Source organism: Roseateles sp., from assembly GCF_047654785.1.
In the GTDB taxonomy this organism is placed as follows: Bacteria; Pseudomonadota; Gammaproteobacteria; order Burkholderiales; family Burkholderiaceae_C; genus Pelomonas.
Map to the genome: position 1 here is coordinate 400,011 of NZ_JASGKQ010000001.1, position 12,667 is coordinate 412,677.

Genomic DNA, 12,667 nt, shown 5'->3' on the forward strand with positions numbered 1-12,667 from the left:
GGCGTCAAAGAATCGTGCAGGGACACGCCCCGCTAGTGCAACGCGAGCACGGCGCCGTTGTGGAATAGGTATGCCGCCGTGAACCCGTTGTGCAGGAAATGGGCAAGCGCGGTGGTTCTGAAGGCCAGGGTCGTCCCGGCTTTGTGCCAATGAATATAGACCATGGCCAGCAGCAGTCCCCCGAATTGAATTTCCAGCATGGCCGTCATCCCCTTTGAATAATGGGCCAGCGCAAACGGAGTGGACATCAGGGCCAATCTGATGGGTTTCGACAATCCCCTCTGGGTGGCCCACTTGAACGGGATGGACTGGAAAATGAAGGTTTCAATGAAGGGTGATATCCCCAGGGCCGCCACGATGGTGTACCAATAAACAACGTTCCCTTCGGGACGCTTGTCGAGAAGCTCTTCAACGAGGGTTGAGATGGCAAACGAGGCGGTGGCACATGCGGCAGCGCACGCGATTGAGCGCAGCGCAATTTTGCACCTGCCGATTTTTCCGGGAGGCGGGATCGATCGGGTCACTTCCATTGCAGCCCATCGCACCGGTTCGACTTGATCTGTTGGATGATTCCATTCAAGGGCACCAGGCTGGCCACGTCCCCCTTCAGCGTGGGGACGAGTATTTTGTCGAGATCCTTGGTTTCTTCAAGCAGTTCGTTGAACTGTGCTGGCCGGGCAAGGGATAGTGCGCACAGAATGTATGCCCTCCCAGCGGGGGTGGCGTTGTGAAAGCTGCGTCCCAGGTAATCCAACGATGCGCCGTTCTTCCATTGGCTCCGCAGGACGGATTCCGCCTGGGATGCTGCGGCTGGCGTGCCGACCGAGACCCATGAATATCGAGGAGCATTCGTCACGATTGCCAGGGCGTCGTTGCTGGCGTTGCTGCAGCCTGCGGCGAGATAAAGGCAGGTCATCGCTATTGGAATGGCTTTTCTCATGCGGTCAAGCCTGAAGGTTCGGGCTGTTCTTTGGGGTTTTTTGCATTTCTGGCCCTAACAAGCGCCGGAACGGCTGCCAGCAATGCGCCGACCCAGCTCCAGCTGGCCAATAACTTTATGGTTCGGGGGGATGCTTGATTCAGCCATTCCAGCGCGCCAGCGGAACCTAGGCTGGCGAACCACAGGCTGAGCATGGCGAGTCCAAGCGCCAGCGAGAGGTTGAGGATGAGCTTGGATTTATTTGTGCTTGCGAGACGGTTGAACGCCCGTTGTGCGGGAAGCGGCACCAGTGTTATATCGTGAGCGGGGTGGTTTCTAGTAGTTTGACGTGAATGCAGGAAGGTATGAATATGCAGGGCCGACATACGAATGCTGGCCGGAGAAACCCATCTTCGCCAACCGGGAATCGATGTCCGAGGCATTGCTCATGGATGTGTGACCGCTGATATTTTTGACGCCCAGCCGCCGAAGTTCGTTGATGTCTGGAACCCAGAGCGTGTATTCCCTCGTGATCGTGCCGTACAGACTCTCGCCGAGTGTCAGGAGCCCTGAGTAGACGATGAGGTCGATGGACGTGCCGGCGCGGGCGTACAGCAGTTGCTCACGCAGCAGCAGGCGCTCTTTCTCCTTCAGGCGCTCTTTTGAATCAACTGCAGGTCTGAACGGCTTGAAGGAGTGCCCGCCATGCCAGCCCACGATTGCTCCTTCCCGGATGTGCTTGTTTTCGCCGGCAACGAAGAGGTAGTTTGCGCATGATGAGGCGCAGAAATCGATGATTTCAATGTCGAGGTGCCGCTTCTGGATTTTCTCGGCGATGTCCAGTGCTGATTCTGTGACGCCGCCCTCGCTGGAGATCAGCACGGTCTTGATGCCAGGCTGCAGAAGTGATTTGAATTTTTCCGCCGTTGCCGGCGTGATGATCCCGCGGATGGAAATGGTTTCACTGCCTATGGGCTCTACGATGGCATCCGCGAGATTTCCATCGCTGTAGGTGATGGTGTGGAATCCGCAAAACAGAATGAATGCGGCGCATGAATAATAATTTGCCATTTGATGCGAAATTTGTTTCGCCGCTCAGAATAATTCTGCCGACCGCCACGATAAACGCCGGTTCGAGTGGCCATTGTCGCACCTTGCGGCTGCTTTTCATTCGCAAGGCGCGACTTCCAGTCCATCAATCATGTCAATCACCACTCTGAAGTGGAAAAGACGGCGCTATGGAAATTGGCATCAACGTCGGTATGTTGAGATCGGTCATTGCGCGCCCGAGTGCGCCAATGAGCGCGCCGCCGATGGCGGTGTTGAGCATCATTGCTTTCCCTTTGGGTGAAATTTTTTTGCAATTGATGGGCTTCACTTGGGGTGAGGGAAATCAAATAAAACCGTGCAAGTATTTTTGTTGATGGTTGGTGCGCCAGCTTTGAGAAAATGACGAATTCAATCCGCCGGGTCGGTGTCAATTAATTTCTTGATCTGGGCTCTTGCGATGAATATTGGAAGTGCGAATTGGAGTGAGACGAAAATCATCGGCATGATGATCGGAACCAGAATTAGCATTGCCGTTGATGTGATTTTTGGCGAATTGCCTGAGGTGTATGCGAATATTGCCGCAAAAATCAGGCAAATAAAAAATGTGCCAATGATCGACCAGCCAAGGAGTAGGTTGCTTTTCTTGTTGGTGAGGAAAATATGCCGCAGGATGGCGTCAAGCTGCTCGTTGGAAAGCCCCCTGGCTTCGGTAACAATAAGCTTGGCAATGAACAAGGAGGGGTGCATGTCGTGTGGATTTTAAGATAGGTACGAGGTTCTCTCGCACCTATGAGGTCAGAAATTATTTCTCGGTGGCAAGGGTAAACGCAATGCCGACCACGGTGCCGACGACTGCGCCGACAATGCCTCCAACGGTTGCGCCCCAGACAGCGCCAGCGATTGCGCCGCTAGCTGCGCCTGCGGCAGTTCCGCCAATTGCACTGGCGACGCCGCTAGTAACGCTGCCGCCTGCGACGGCATCCAATTGGTTTTCATCTAAAGCTTGCATGGAAATCTTTCAATAACATGTGTAGGACTTACGCATAGGACTTACGCAAAACGCATCAAAACCGAAGGACTTCGCAGCTCCTGGCGCATCCGTTCGGACAGCCAACTGGTCTTGATCTGATACATCGAAGAGAGTTTTTCCTTGGCCACCGCCCGCAGCCGCAGCCAAACCAAGATCGCGCAGGCGATGTGGTTTCTCTGCATTCGCGCCTTGCGGCACTGACACTTCTCAACGCCCGTCAGCTGCTTGAGTTCTCGATGAAACTGCTCGATCTTCCAGCGCAGCGCACACGCCTCTTGCGTGCCCTGCGTCGAATCTTGAGCCAGATCGTTCGTCACGATCCAATCCGTGCGGTGGGAAGACACCGTCACCCGGAAGAGCTTCACCTTGTAGTCCCTGGGGAATCCCTTGATCTTGATCAGCTTGCCGCGCTCAGCCTCTTGTGCCGTCCAGCACAAGCCGCTCACTGCCCGGTACGGCGTTTGGCCGGCGCTGTCATCGACCAGCCGGTTGGCCTTGATCGGGCAGTAAAAGCGTTTGCCCAGGCTGTCCACCAGCAGCATCAGCTCCATCGTGGCGTACCAGGTGTCGAACAGCACCCGGGTGAAGGGCAGCGCTTTGTTGCCCGCAGCGCTGACCAACATGTCGCGCACGTGCTCCAGCTTGGTCTTGCCGTCCTGCTCGGGCGCAAACAATCGATAGTCGATGGGCCAATACTCGCCGGTGTCGGGGTTGACGTAGAGGCAGTTCACCAGGCCGATCCCTTTGATGATGCCGTGGGCATTGCCGCTGTACTGCCGGCGAACCAACTCGATCTGGTGCGAATGGCCTTTGTCGAGGATGGTGTCGTCAAACACGATGCATCCCCGGGGGGATGGAACGATGTCACGCTGCGCATGCTCCCAAACCAAGCTGGCCGACAGCTTGTCGCCTTGCAGGTACCGCTTCACCGCATCGTGGCTGAATCCCTGGCCGTGATCCGCAAAGTTCGTCATGGTGAAATTGGTCTGGCTGGTCAGGATGAACTGGCAGTAGTCGATTCTTTTGATGGACAATTTGCATGCTGAGGTCGATGCGGCAAATTATCCAACAAATACCCTGCGGGGCCTATTTATTTGAACGTTTGCGTAAGTCCTAGGTGTTGAATGAAAGGTCGTCGAGTCTTTCATGGGTGAGTTGCTTAATTGTCGCGATTGGTTCTTCTGAAAATTGCAGGGATGGCGGCCAACAACCCACCTAGCCATCCCCAATGTGCTAGCAGGCGGACAGTTCGTGGTGATGCTTTCTCCAGCCAGTCCATCATGCTAGAGGTTCCGAGGCAGGCCAACCATAGTAAAAATATGGACAACCCAATTGCCAATGTGATGGCGATGAAGAATTTCTTCATGTTGTGCTAATCGTGAAGTGGAGGGCTCGTTCGCACGACCCCTCCATTGCGCTAGTCAAAAGCGATCAAGACAGGCTGGAATCCACAAACGAGAGGGTCGCGCCGAGAACGCTAGAAACCACGGCGAAAGCTCCCAAGGCCGCAGAAGCCGGAGTAGGAACCATTGCCAAGCCGGCACTAACGGCGGCAGCACCACCCAACGCCGCACCCGCTTGGCCCAACACGCCGGCACCATTCACTTGTTCAATGTCACTGATGTTCAATTCCTGCATTTCATTTTCCAAAGAGATAAAAGAAGCGGCTGATCATCCCGCATCTGCGCAATCCAACTCATCCTCCCGGGCTGGATTTCGTCTCGTCGCTCAGATTCCTTCTGCCACCCGCCACGGCCAACGCCGGTTCGAGCAGCCATTCCCACACCTTGCGGCTGTCCTGCCGCACATCGGCATCCAGGCTCATGCCGGCCGCCAGCGGCGTGGGTTTTCCATAGGTCAGCACGGTCTGCCTGGGCAGGCCGACGGTGATGCGGTACATCGGCTCGTTGGCCTGCGCCGCCGCCAGCAGCGCCTGCGCCTGGCCCGCCGGCAGGTCGGCTGGCGCGATCGGGCTGCGGCTCACGGCGAGCACCCGCCCCTCGGCCATGCCGAACTTCTGGTACGGAAAGGCCGCATAGCGCAGCCACACGGCCTGGCCCGGCTGCACGAAGCCGGCCGTGCGGCTGGGGGCGTACAGTTCGGCCCGCAGCTCGGCTGGGTCGGCCCGGCCCGCCGCCTTCGCGGTCGGGACGAGGCTGGCCAGCGTCTGCCCGGCCTGCACGGACTGGCCCTGGCCCAGCGTCAGCGCGCTGACCCGGCCGGCCTGCGGCGCGGCCACCGTCAACCCATGGCGGCCATCGGCCTCGGTGGCCTCCTGGTCGAGCGCGGCGAGGCTGCGGTCCAGCTGGGCCAGGCCCGTCTGCGCCTGCGTGTGCAGCGTTTGGCGGTCGGCCTGCGCGGCTTGCAGGTCGCGCTGCAGCGCCTGCAGATTGCGCTCGGCGTTGCGCTCGCGCAGCTGCAGGTCCAGCAACTCCTCCTGCTTCTGCTGCACCTGGGCGGGGGCGACGAAGCCGTCGCGGGCCAGTTGTTGCTGGCGCTCCAGCGTCTTGTGCCCGAGCTGTAGGCGCAGCCGGTGGGTGTCGAGCTCGGCCAGGGCCTGGCGCGCCTCGGCCTGCAGGCTTTGCAGGCGCTGGGCGAGCGTGTCCTGGCGCTGGCGCAGGCTCTGCTCGGTCAGGCGGCGCTCGGCCTGCAGGCTGGCGCGGCGGGCGGCCAGGGCCTGGGCGATCAGCAGTGCGGCGTCGCCCGCCGCCGTGATGCGCTCGCTCTTCAGGCGCAGCAGCGGCTGGCCGGCGAGCACCGGGTCGCCCTCCTGCACCAGCAGCTCGGCGATGACGCCGGCCTGCGGGCTGCTGACGTGGATGAGCCCGCCGGCCGGCAGCAGCACGCCATGCACCGTGGCCTTGCGGGTGACGTCGCCCCAGCAGGCGAAGGCGACCAGCGCCGCGGCCATCGCCAGCGCGGCGCCGGTGACGAGCGTGAAGCCCAGCGGCCGGCCGATGCGGATGCCGCCCAGCCATTGCGCCTCGCGGGCCTGCAGGGCCTCGGGGCGGAACAGCGGGAGCGCGGGGGTGACGGTCATGGGGCGTCTGGGAGGGGCGGTGCGAGTCCTCGGTGGCTCGACATCGCTGGGCCGGATTGTTTCGATTGCTTACCGGCGATCCAGCCCCGTGGCGTGGGGCGCCAGGGCCGTGCTCCCCGTGGCAAGGCGCGCGCGTGCCACATCCGGCGCGCAGGATTCCTGCAAAAGCGCAGCGTTTCGGCCGGTTTTCTGCAGGAATCCTGCGTTGGCGGCGCCCTGCGCGCGCATGCATCGCGGGTAAACACCTGGCCGCCGGAGGGGAGTGTCCCCTGGAGCGATGGGGGCATAACCGCTGCTCATGTGGTGCCGCCGCATCGTTTGACGGCGCCGGGCACCGCCGCGCAGGCCCGCCCGAGGGGGCGGTGGCGGCCGCCGATAATCCCGCCCCATGACGCTCGCCGCCTTCACCGGCCAGTTGCTCGCCTTCGTCGCCCGGCTCATCACGGGGGCGCAGGGCCACTGGAAGGGCTGCCCGCCAAAAGCCGAGCAGCGCATCTACATCGCCAACCACCAGAGCCATTTCGACCTCGTGCTGATCTGGGCCGCGTTCCCGCATGAGCTGCGGGCCTCGACCCGCGCCATCGCCGCGCGCGACTACTGGACGACCAGCGCCCTCAAGCGCTGGCTGACCACCGAGGTCTTCAACGCGATCTACGTCAGCCGCAGCCGCGCCACGCCCGACGAGGACCCGCTGGAGCCGCTGGTGGAGGCGCTGCAGCACGGCGACTCGCTGGTCATCTTTCCGGAGGGCACGCGCTCCAGCAAGGGCAATCCGCAGCCGTTCAAGAGCGGCATCTACCACCTGGCCGAGCAGTTCCCGCACGTGCCCATCATCCCGACCTGGATCGACAACGTGCAGCGCGTGATGCCCAAGGGCGAGGTCGTGCCGGTGCCCATCCTGTGCACGGTGACCTTCGGCGCGCCGCTGCAGCTGCAGCCCGGCGAGAGCAAGGCCGACTTCCTGTGCCGCGCCCGCGAGGCGGTCATGGAGCAGCGGCCCGATCCCGAGTCGCTGGGCCGCGAGGGCGGGGAGGACTGATGCGCTGGCTGAAATCCCTGACGGCCAGCGAGCAGGTGGCGCTGCTGTTCGTCGTGCTGTTCGGCCTGCTGATGCTGCTGACGGTGGGGCTGTTCCTGAACTCGCTGCGCGAGCGTGGCGACGAGGCCGCCCGCCGCGCGTCGCAGTTGACCTGGGCGCGCGTGCGCCGCGACCTGCGCGCCGCGTGGTTCGGCGGCTGCATGTTCTGGGTCGCGTGGATCTCCGGGCCACTGGGCGCGACGCTGCTGTTCGCGCTGTTCTCCTTCCTGGCGCTGCGCGAGTTCATCACGCTGGTCCACACGCAGCGCAGCGACCACCGCACGCTGCTCGTCGCCTTCTTCGTGCTGCTGCCGGTGCAGTACATGATCTGCGGCACGCGCTTCTTCGACCTGTTCACGGTGTTCCTGCCGGTCTACGGCTTCCTCGCGCTGCCCATCGTCAGCGCGTTCGCCGACGACCCGCGCCGCTACCTGGAGCGCAACGCCAAGATCCAGTGGGGCGTGATGGTGTGCGTGTACGGCCTGTCGCACGCGCCCGCGCTGTTGCTGCTGGACTTCCCCGGCTACACCGGCCGCGGCGCCTTCCTGCTGTTCTTCCTGGTCATGGTGGTGGCGGCGTCGCAGATCGCGCAGGAGATCGCCACGCGCACGCTGCGCCGCCGGCCGGTGGCGCGGCGCATCAGCCGCAGCTTCTCGATGCGCGCCTGGTGGATCGGCACGCTGACCGGCGCGGCCGCGGGCGGGCTGCTGTTCTGGATCACGCCGTTCAAGGCCGGCCAGGCGCTGGCCATGGCCTTCATCACCGCCGCCGCGGCGGGCTTCGGCGGCCTGGTGATGAAGGCGCTGAAGAAGGACGCCGGCGTGCTCTATTGGGGCAACCGCAGCTCCATCACCGGCGCCGTGGGCCTGCTGGACCGCATCGCCATGCTGTGCTTCGCCGCGCCGGTGTTCTTCCATTCGGTGCGCTGGTATTTCCGGCTGCCGCTGGGGTTCCAGTGAGGATCCTGGGCATCGACCCCGGCCTGCAGACGACCGGCTTCGGCGTCATCGACGCGGACGGCCCGCGGCTGGCCTACGTGGCCAGCGGCACCATCAAGACCAGCGGCGTCGCCGCGGGCGAGCTGCCGGCGCGGCTGAAGATCCTGTTCGACGGCATCCGCGAGGTCGCCGCGCGCTACCAGCCGCAGTGCGCGGCGGTGGAGATCGTGTTCGTCAACGTGAACCCGCAGTCCTCGCTGCTGCTGGGCCAGGCGCGCGGCGCGGCGGTCACGGCGCTGGTGTCGGCCGACCTGCCGGTCAGCGAGTACACGGCGGTGCAGATGAAGAAGGCGGTGGCCGGCCACGGCCAGGCCAGGAAGGAGCAGGTGCAGCTCATGGTGCAGCGCCTGCTGGCCCTGCCCGGCGTGCCCGGCAAGGACGCCGCCGACGCGCTGGGCCTGGCCATCATGCACGCGCATGCGCGCGTCAGCTTCGAGGCCATGAGCCGCAGCACCACGCTGCAGCGGCGGCAGCATGCGCAGTTCAAGGGCGGGCGGACGTATTGAAAGAGGCGGCGTTTTTTGCGCTGGTTCTGATGGGGGGGCGGGGCGCAGGAGGGCGGGTGGCCCTGATGCTCCGTGTCCCCCGGGCCGGCAAGCCGGCCCTCCTCCTTTACCTGCGCATCAGGGCCACCCGCCCTCCTGCTTCTCGTTGCGCTCGGTGTTTGCCGCGACAACCGGCTGGTGGAAGCGCCGGGATGCGGGGGTGGGCAATTGCGCAGGTCAAGGAGGAGGGCCGCGCAGCGGCCCGGGGGACACGGAGCAATTGCCCACCCCCGCGTCCCGGCGCCCAGCCCGGTCTTCGCGGCAGTGATCCAATGCCAACGAAAAACGGCCCGCCGAAGCGGGCCGTCTCATGCAGGCGCGGCGCTCAGGCCTTGCGGCGGCGGGCCATCCAGCCGACCAGGCCCAGGCCGCCGATCATCAGCGCGTAGGTTCCGGGCTCCGGCACGGCGGAGACGCTGTACAGGCCGCTGCTGGCCGTCGGCGTCGGCTCGCCGTCCAGCAGGGGCTGGTAGCTCAGGAAGGCGTCGCTGGCGTCGGCGCTGCCGGAGACCATCACGAGCTGATGGGCGCCGTCCTCGAAGAGGTAGTTCAGGCCCAGGAACACACCGTCGGCGTAGTCGGCCGTGGCCGAGGCATTCAGCGTGTAGTTCACGGCGCTGAAGCTCAGCGTGAAGGCGCTCAGCTCGATCTGCTCGAACGCGGCGCCGGTCACGAGCGACGGGTCGTAGCTGTAGCTGCCGCCGAAGGTCTGGCCCGCCAGCGGGCCGGCATCGATCAGGCCGCTGAAGTTGAAGGTGTCGGCATGGGCCGCCGTGGCGGCGATCAGCGCCGCGGCGGCGATCAGGTGGGGGCGGAATTTCATGGTGTTGCGGTCCTTGGGGGAGATCTTGGAGATCTTGGAGAGCCTGGCGATCCGGGCGTTCAGAACTTGAAGGAGGCGGCGTCGATCGCGCCGCAGCTCACGTTCTTGAGCTTGGCGACCGGGCGCGACGCCGCCGGGCCGGCGGCGCCATCCGGGTCGTAGCCGATCAGGGCGCCGTCGGCCTGCTGCTTGCAGCTGACGTGGCCGGTGGCCAGCGGCGCGCCGCTGGCGATGCCCACGTTGCGCAGCAGGTCGGTGAAGACCAGCAGGTCCACGCCCGGCTTGAAGTCGGTGATCGTGTCCAGGCCGTCGGCGCCGGTGCGGTAGACGAACTGGTCGCGGCCGCCGTTGCCGGTCAGCGTGTCGCGGCCCAGGCCGCCTTCGATGAGGTCGTCGCCCGGCGTGCCGACCAGGGTGTCGCTGCCGTTGCCGCCCTTGATCGTCTTGACCAGGTTCAGGCCGATCAGCATCGGGTCGTGGTCGGACGCGCGGAACACGCTGGGCTGGTACCAGTCGTTGCCGGTGGCCTTGTCCTCCAGGTTGTAGTCGGTCCACTCCGGCTCGTCGGCGTTGATGTGCCAGCTGGTGGCGCCCACCACCTTGGCCGCCACGCCGGCGGTGCCCAGGCCGTGGTCCAGGCGGCCGGCGCCGGCGTCGAACACATAGCTGTAGTCGGCCGGGTCGAATTTGCCGATGAGATCCACCAGGCCGCCGGCGGTCAGCAGCTCGATGGGGTCTTCCTTGGCGTAGGCGTTGAAGTCGCCGACCAGGATGAGGTTGTCGGTCTGCGCCGCGGCCCTGACGGTGGGCAGCCAGGCCAGCAGGCGCTGGGCCTGCTCCTTGCGGCTCTGGTTGTTGCAGCCCTGCAGGTCGCCCCGGTCGGCGTTCAGGCCGGTGCCGCAACTGCCCTTGGACTTCAGGTGGTTCACGACGACGGCGAACTTCTCGCCGTTCGGCGCGACGAAGCCCTGCGCGAAGGTCGGGCGGTTGTTGACGCCGTGGGTGTCGGACATCGACGCGCCCACCAGGTCCAGCCGGCCGGGCTTGTAGATCATCGCGACGCGGATGGCGTCCGTGCCCGTGCCGGCGGCCGGCAGCGGCACGGCGGCGTAGGCGTTGGCGCCCAGCGCGGCGTTCAGGCCGTTCACCAGGTCCTGCACGGCGAAGTTGCTGCCGCCGTTCTGGATCTCCATCAGGCCCACCACGTCGGCGTTCAGGCCCTGCAGCATGCCGAGGATCTTGACGCGCTGGCGGTTGAACTCGGCCAGCGAGTTCGCGCCGCGGCAGTTGCTGCCGCAGCTGGGGCTGCCGGGGACGAAGGCGCCGCCGCTGCCGCTGGTGAAGTAGTTCAGCACGTTGGCGCTGGCCACGCGGAGGTTGCCGCCGACGGCCGGCGGCGCGGCCGGGCGCGGCGCGGGGCGCGCGAACACCGGCGGCACGGCCGGGTGGATCTTGTACGACAGCGGGCCGCTGGCCGAGTCGGTGGCCGGGCCGTAGTCGATCACGCCGGTCACGCCGTCCACGGTGTCGCCGGCGCGCACGGTGCCGTCCTGCCACAGGTAGGGCGTGGGGCTGGGGAACTTGGCGGCGCTGCCGTCGTCCAGCACGATGCTGCGGGCCAGGTTGGCGGCCTGCAGCGCGTTGGCGGCGGGGCCGGGGCGCTCGACGTTGGTGGGCGTCAGCGTGCGGCCGCCGGCCGACAGCGTCAGCTGGCCCCAGCTGCCGACGTAGGCGGTCTGGTTGACGGTCAGCGTGTCGGTGATGCGCACCCGCATGCCCTCGAAGCGCTCCATGTCGGCCTCGACCGGGCTGCCCAGGCTGGCGAGGCTGATCTCGACCGGCTGCGGCAGCTGGTGGCCCTGGCTCAGCACGGTCACCGCGTGCACGCCGCTGAGCTCCGTCAGCGGGTTGGCCTGGCTGGCCGCGCTGCTGGACACCGAGTACTCCTGCACCTTGGCGGTGACGGTCGCGCGGTCGCCCACGGCCACCGTCGGTGCGCCGCCGGTGAAGACGAAGATGCCGTCGGACGTGGCCGGGTCGTTGTCGCCCAGCGGGTCCTGCAGGTAGAAGCCGTTGCTGACGAGCTGGGTGACGATGCCGGTGGTGGTCACGCTGTCGCCGTCCATCGGGCTCTTCGCGCCCGAGCCCTGGATGGCCGGGATGGTGGCGACGCGGCTGACCGACAGCTTGAAGGTGCAGCTGGCGGTCTGGCCATGCTCGTTGTCCCACTTCAGGCCGAGGGCGTGGTTGCCCGCGGCCAGCGTGTTCGACACCTCGAAGGCCTGTGTGGCCGCCACGTCGCTGTCGCTGGAGGCGGTGAAGGCGCCCAGCGCCACGCCCGCCGGCAGGCTGCCGACGACGGTGGCGGCGGTGACGCGGCTGTCGGCGTCCCGGGCGCCGACGGTGAAGCTGGCCGCCGTGCCGCCGACGGTGATCTGGTCGGGGCAGGCCGGCACGATGGGCGCGCCGCTGCCGCCGCCATCGCCGCAGGTCACGAAGGCGCTGGCCTTGTTGCGGGGCGCGGGGGCGCCGGTGGCGAAGTCGGCGGCGTTGTCGTCGCTGTCGGTGCAGCCGCTGGCGGCGCGGAACACGGCCAGCGCGGCGGAGGGCGCGGGCGTGGCGCCCGAGCCTTCGAAGAAGTTGGCGCTGCCGAAGCCCACCAGGTCCTCGACCTGGGCCAACTGCCCGGCGGAGCAGGCGCTGCTGCCGCCGTTGCAGCCCAGCGAGGTCGTCTGCCTGACCAGCGCGACCTTGCCGGACGCCGCGGCCATGCTGATCGAGCCGGTGGCGTCGGGCGTCGGCAGCGCGGCGCCGTTCGAGCCGCCGGCCAGGCGGATCAGATAGAACTGGCCGGGCTCCAGCGACCCGGACAGCGCCACCAGGTTGCCGCTGGCGCCCAGCGCGCCGGTGCCGGTGGCGCTGGTGTACTGCAGCGACCAGCCCGCCAGATCGACCGTGCTGTTGCTGCGGTTGTGCAGCTCGACGTAGTCATGCGTCAGCACGGCGCCGTTGTTGCCGCCGGCGCCATAGACCTGGCTGATGACGACGTTGCCGGCGGCCAGCGCGGCGGGCGCGGCGAACGCCGCGGCGAGGAAGGACACCAGGGGTCGGAGTTGCATGACTGAGTAGTAAAAATTGCCCGAGCGGGCGCATCGTAGGGATGCTTCGTGACGATACGACCCAC

General features: G+C 65.6%; 15 protein-coding genes. 3 read left to right on the forward strand and 12 right to left on the reverse strand.

Annotation, left to right across the window (positions count from 1 at the left end; translation table 11 throughout):
• Nucleotides 1–32: 32 nt before the first annotated feature.
• The 10 genes from QM788_RS01845 to QM788_RS01890 form a co-directional block, all read right to left on the reverse strand.
• Nucleotides 33–530 (reverse strand): type II CAAX prenyl endopeptidase Rce1 family protein, encoded by a 498-nt coding sequence (locus QM788_RS01845; RefSeq protein WP_415659772.1) that lies wholly within the window; start codon nucleotides 528–530, stop codon nucleotides 33–35.
• The gene (locus QM788_RS01850; RefSeq protein ID WP_415659773.1) at nucleotides 521–940 is read right to left on the reverse strand and encodes a hypothetical protein; all 420 of its coding nucleotides are present in this window, start codon (nucleotides 938–940) and stop codon (nucleotides 521–523) included. The genes QM788_RS01845 and QM788_RS01850 overlap by 10 nt, the downstream gene beginning before the upstream one ends.
• Nucleotides 937–1,227 (reverse strand): hypothetical protein, encoded by a 291-nt coding sequence (locus tag QM788_RS01855; protein WP_415659774.1) that lies wholly within the window; start codon nucleotides 1,225–1,227, stop codon nucleotides 937–939. The genes QM788_RS01850 and QM788_RS01855 overlap by 4 nt, the downstream gene beginning before the upstream one ends.
• 28 nt (nucleotides 1,228–1,255) lie before the next feature.
• Nucleotides 1,256–1,990 (reverse strand): hypothetical protein, encoded by a 735-nt coding sequence (locus QM788_RS01860; RefSeq protein WP_415659775.1) that lies wholly within the window; start codon nucleotides 1,988–1,990, stop codon nucleotides 1,256–1,258.
• A 133-nt stretch (nucleotides 1,991–2,123) separates the two neighbouring features.
• The gene (locus QM788_RS01865) at nucleotides 2,124–2,252 is read right to left on the reverse strand and encodes a hypothetical protein (RefSeq protein ID WP_415659776.1); all 129 of its coding nucleotides are present in this window, start codon (nucleotides 2,250–2,252) and stop codon (nucleotides 2,124–2,126) included.
• 125 nt (nucleotides 2,253–2,377) lie between these two features.
• Nucleotides 2,378–2,716, reverse strand: coding sequence for a hypothetical protein (locus tag QM788_RS01870; RefSeq protein ID WP_415659777.1), 339 nt, complete (start codon nucleotides 2,714–2,716; stop codon nucleotides 2,378–2,380).
• 55 nt (nucleotides 2,717–2,771) lie between these two features.
• Nucleotides 2,772–2,978 (reverse strand): Blp family class II bacteriocin, encoded by a 207-nt coding sequence (locus QM788_RS01875; protein ID WP_415659778.1) that lies wholly within the window; start codon nucleotides 2,976–2,978, stop codon nucleotides 2,772–2,774.
• Between the two features lie 41 nt (nucleotides 2,979–3,019).
• Nucleotides 3,020–4,033 (reverse strand): transposase, encoded by a 1,014-nt coding sequence (locus QM788_RS01880; protein WP_415659779.1) that lies wholly within the window; start codon nucleotides 4,031–4,033, stop codon nucleotides 3,020–3,022.
• Between the two features lie 125 nt (nucleotides 4,034–4,158).
• The gene (locus tag QM788_RS01885) at nucleotides 4,159–4,365 is read right to left on the reverse strand and encodes a hypothetical protein (RefSeq protein WP_415659780.1); all 207 of its coding nucleotides are present in this window, start codon (nucleotides 4,363–4,365) and stop codon (nucleotides 4,159–4,161) included.
• Between the two features lie 330 nt (nucleotides 4,366–4,695).
• The gene (locus QM788_RS01890; protein WP_415659781.1) at nucleotides 4,696–6,039 is read right to left on the reverse strand and encodes an HlyD family secretion protein; all 1,344 of its coding nucleotides are present in this window, start codon (nucleotides 6,037–6,039) and stop codon (nucleotides 4,696–4,698) included.
• Between the two features lie 388 nt (nucleotides 6,040–6,427).
• Between QM788_RS01890 and QM788_RS01895 the strand changes: the two genes are divergently transcribed.
• The 3 genes from QM788_RS01895 to ruvC are packed head-to-tail and all read left to right on the forward strand — an operon-like array spanning nucleotide 6,428 to nucleotide 8,621.
• Nucleotides 6,428–7,078: a lysophospholipid acyltransferase family protein gene (locus tag QM788_RS01895; RefSeq protein ID WP_415659782.1), complete on the forward strand. Its 651-nt coding sequence runs from the start codon at nucleotides 6,428–6,430 to the stop codon at nucleotides 7,076–7,078.
• Complete coding sequence (locus tag QM788_RS01900; protein WP_415659783.1) at nucleotides 7,078–8,076, forward strand: phosphatidate cytidylyltransferase; 999 nt, start codon at nucleotides 7,078–7,080, stop codon at nucleotides 8,074–8,076. Before QM788_RS01895 ends, QM788_RS01900 begins: the two co-directional genes overlap by 1 nt.
• Nucleotides 8,073–8,621: a crossover junction endodeoxyribonuclease RuvC gene (gene ruvC / locus QM788_RS01905; RefSeq protein ID WP_415659784.1), complete on the forward strand. Its 549-nt coding sequence runs from the start codon at nucleotides 8,073–8,075 to the stop codon at nucleotides 8,619–8,621. Before QM788_RS01900 ends, ruvC begins: the two co-directional genes overlap by 4 nt.
• A 364-nt stretch (nucleotides 8,622–8,985) precedes the next feature.
• On the opposite strand, the gene QM788_RS01910 is transcribed toward ruvC, so the two are convergent.
• A complete protein-coding gene (locus tag QM788_RS01910) occupies nucleotides 8,986–9,483 on the reverse strand; it encodes an FxDxF family PEP-CTERM protein (protein WP_415659785.1) in 498 nt (165 codons plus the stop codon).
• A gap of 59 nt (nucleotides 9,484–9,542) precedes the next feature.
• A complete protein-coding gene (locus tag QM788_RS01915; protein ID WP_415659786.1) occupies nucleotides 9,543–12,602 on the reverse strand; it encodes an ExeM/NucH family extracellular endonuclease in 3,060 nt (1,019 codons plus the stop codon).
• Nucleotides 12,603–12,667: the final 65 nt, after the last annotated feature.